This is a genomic window from Acidocella sp. KAb 2-4 (assembly GCF_020567705.1).
Taxonomy (GTDB): domain Bacteria; phylum Pseudomonadota; class Alphaproteobacteria; order Acetobacterales; family Acetobacteraceae; genus Acidocella.
Genome location: NZ_JAJDJU010000057.1, coordinates 1 through 3582, shown reverse-complemented (window position 1 = coordinate 3582; position 3582 = coordinate 1). Strand labels below are relative to the sequence as shown.

3 protein-coding genes are annotated in these 3582 nt (G+C 63.6%); all 3 read right to left on the bottom strand.

Annotated features, from left to right (window positions below; genetic code table 11):
- Nucleotides 1-204 precede the first annotated feature (204 nt).
- Nucleotides 205-1326, bottom strand: coding sequence for a site-specific integrase (locus LI953_RS15235; protein WP_227076941.1), 1122 nt, complete (start codon nt 1324-1326; stop codon nt 205-207).
- Complete coding sequence (locus LI953_RS15230) at nt 1323-3248, bottom strand: integrase (protein ID WP_227076940.1); 1926 nt, start codon at nt 3246-3248, stop codon at nt 1323-1325. The genes LI953_RS15235 and LI953_RS15230 overlap by 4 nt, the downstream gene beginning before the upstream one ends.
- A 211-nt stretch (nt 3249-3459) precedes the next feature.
- Nucleotides 3460-3576, bottom strand: a complete 117-nt coding sequence (locus LI953_RS15655; RefSeq protein WP_227076942.1) for an excisionase family DNA-binding protein — start codon at nt 3574-3576, stop codon at nt 3460-3462.
- Between the last annotated feature and the right edge of the window lie 6 nt (nt 3577-3582).

The window sequence follows — 3582 nt, the reverse complement described above, 5'->3', positions numbered from 1 at the left end:
GTAGCTGCCGGTCAGCACCCAGCCTTGCCGCTCAATATAGCGTCGGCACACCTCGATCTGATCTGCAATCGACGCCGCACGCTGCTGGTCGCTGGAGTAACGCGCGTAGATGACCGCGCGCATGGGGTGGGCATGAATCACGGCTGCGCCTCGTCAAGGACACGGCCAGATTGTGACATGAAAGCAGGTTGCCGCGCCATGAAATTAATCCTCCAAACCCAGGCGGCGCGTGCGTTCGCGCAGCCGCTGATGCCAGAGACGGCCCATCGCTTCGCCAGCCGATTGCGTATAAACCTCGGTGACCATTTTGACGGTACGGTGACCAAGCGCCGCCGCGGCGAGATCGATATCGCCCGGATCTCGCAGCACGATGGTGTTCGCCATGGCGTGCCGGAAGGCGTGAATGTTCAACTCAGTGTCGAGAAAATCACGCCCGAATTTCTGAAAAATCTGGCCGATCATCACCGCGGACAAAGGGCGTTTGCGCAGGCTGACCCAGAGATGCCCATGATCTCGATCACCGTTGAGCAGGCGCGGGCGGTGCACGGTGAGATACCGCTCGAGCCGGGACCTGAGCCAATCGGGGACGTCGAACAGCAGGGGCTGCTGGTTCTTGACCGTATCGCGGAAGGTGAGGCGGATCGTTGAGCCATCCATCAGCAAATGCTCGCCACGTTCGATCTCCTGCAAATTCTTGCGGCGCAGAGCGAACAGACCGGCCATGGCGACCAGCAGGCCATCCCGGGCATCGGTGGAATGACGCCGCGAGGTGGGTTTGGCATCGGCCTCGTCAAATAGCCGCAAGGCAGCGGTGATCGCGACCGCCGGGTCGGGCGGCGTGATCGGCCTTTTAGAGGTTTGAACCTCCGCGGGCGTCGGCGCGTTCGGCAACTGCCGGATCCACGCCCAGCTTTTCTTTCCGGCGGGGGAGGGCGCCAGCGCATTCAGCAGCGAGATCAGGCGGTTGATCTCCTCTTTTAGGGAGCTGGCGCGCAGCCGGCGTCGCATCGCTTCGATATACGCAAACATACGTGGTGGGGTCACCCGTTCGGCAAGCGGCCGTTCGAGGGCCGCAGGCTCGGTGATCGCGAGATACTGCAAAAATGCCGCATAGGCCTTGCGGCGACCATCGATCGTCGGGGGCTTCAAGCCCGCCAAAGGCGCCGCCTTATCGAACAAGCCCGACGCCGTCAGCGCGCGCTCCCAGACCGCGCGATCCTGGGGCGGCCACTCGTCATATGGCAAAGCCACGCGCGTCTTCGACGATGTAGCCGGGATCAGCGCTGTCGCGGTGGTGGCGAAGAGATCGTCTTGTTCTTTGCTCATTTTGACAGCCTCCGGATGCGTTTGTTGAGAATATTGGCGTAGTCATTGGCAACGGCCCGGCCACGCTGCATGGCGTAGCTGCGCAACGTGGTCGTGGGCGTGCGGTGGTCGAGCATGCGCTGCGCCAGGGCGACGGCGCGCGGATCTTCATCGAGAATCACCGTGCCGATCAGTGACCGCAGCAGGTGCGGGTTCACATCGATGCCGATATGTTCAAGCACAATATCTTTGATGATTCCGCGGAACCGGTCTTCGCTCAGATAGTCGTGCTTCTCGCCCGGGAACAACGCCGTGCTCGGGGCTTTCAGCAGCCTTGGGCGGTACACATCGAGGAATTTCACCAGCATATTTTGGGTGCGCGGGCTCAGTGCGCCTTCAATCACGGGAGCGTTCTTCGTGGTTCGCTCGCCCTCGATGCGAATCCCCGTGATCCTGCCCTTGCGGTCGCGCGTAAAATCATGGGCGAGATCGAGGCAACGGTGATTGGTCAGGCGTAGCGGCTTGTCGAACCCAATGGCCAGGATCAGCGCCGCGCGCGCAATGCGGGCGGCTTTGATCAATCGCCCGGCGCGTTCGTGCTTGGGCAGGACGTCGTGCCACAGCTTGCGCGGCAGATCCCAGAACCGCCGCTCGACCGCGCGGTCGTCGAATTGGCGCAGGCGCTCCTGCGCGCGCCGCGGAAACGCACTGGGCGGGCATTTGACGGCATCGCAGAGGCGGCAGACTTCCGCGAGGTCCTGTGGCGCAAGCTCGCCCCAGTGTTTGGCCAGCATCTTCAGCGCGCTCGCGGTAGTCTCCGCGCCATAGGTCCAGCCCTGATCCTGGCAGTTACGACGATGATAAGCCGTGAGAATGGCCTCGACGGCGGCCGGGGTGATGATCGCCTGCAACGAGGTGAGCGTCTCCGGTTTCCAGCCCTCCAAGACCAGCACATGCGGCACCAACTCCAGAATGCCGGTCCGCGTGCGAATAGTGGCGGGGGCGACCTTGCGCGGGATGCGGCGATTGAACAGGCCGGGATCCCGCAGCTTGGCGAGGTAGGCATCCATGTCGGCAAAATAACTGGCCGGGATATTATGCGCGTCGTCGCGGATCTGGTCGGGATCCCGCTTTTGAGGGAACAGCTTGCCGCTCCATTCCGGGTGCAGGCGGCACAATTTGTTCCAGGCGTAGCGTAGAGCATCGACTGTATTTTTGGGATTACGGCGCGCCGAGTTCTGGGCAATATGTTCCTGGTAAGCCGTCAGCTCGTCGGCCGTCACCGCATCCGGTGCCAATGCGCGCGCTTCGCAATACGCGGCGAAAGCGCGGAACATCGCGGCCGCCGGCTCATCGGCGATCAGGTTGAGGCCGGTTTGCCACGCAGTGGTTTGCAGCTGCTCCACCCCGGCTTTGGGCGGCAGCCAGCCGGTCTTGCGCTGGATCGCGGCGAGTTCGTTCGTGATGTTATAGAAGCGCTTCGCGCTGATCTTGTGCTGCGCGGGGCGGATTTTTTGCAGGATCGGGCGCAGCAGCACCGGGTCGCACGGCAGGGGCGCCGCGGGGCTGCCATCCTTGTTGGCCGGCAGGCAACCTTGCGCGCGCTTAACGTCGCGCCGAAAGGATTGCATGCGCTCGGGATCGACCGTGCCGCTGGCCGCCAGCAGCTCCAGCGCCTCGGTAAAGGTTGCCGGTGGCATGTTGCACACCACGATGTCCGGCGCTTGCCGCGAGATGACGTTCTTCCGCAGTTGGCGCTTCGCCGGGATGGCGGCGTCGGGATCCGACGCGGTATTCGGCGCCTCGTTATTCCCGGCCGCTGCCGTGGCGACCGGCGCGGGCGCGGGCGTCTGCGCGGCCATGTTCACGGTCGCTTTCAGCGCCGTCGTGTCCGTATTCGTCGCGGTGCTGGTGTCTGTGCTGAAAAGGTCTGCGGTGGTCATCACAGCGCCTCCGAGATCGTCCAGATGCTGGACAGTGCTGGAGTGTGCATCTGGGCAACCGTGGCTGTGGCAACCGTAAGGATAACGGGTGCCACGTTCACCCAAGGTCCTCGGAGAGCGGCGCTGGACCGCAAGTTCGGGAAACAACAACGGCGCCTCAAGGACGCCGGGGGGTTGGGCGGATTTGGTCGGGGAAGAGGTCATCGCGGCGTCACCGGCGCGAGCGGGAAACATAGGCGTCGAAGTCGGCTTGGCTGATGCGAACCGTCCGACCGAAGCGATGAACAGGCAGGGCGCCGGTGCGGATGGAGCGCCGGATCGTGGCCAAAGACAG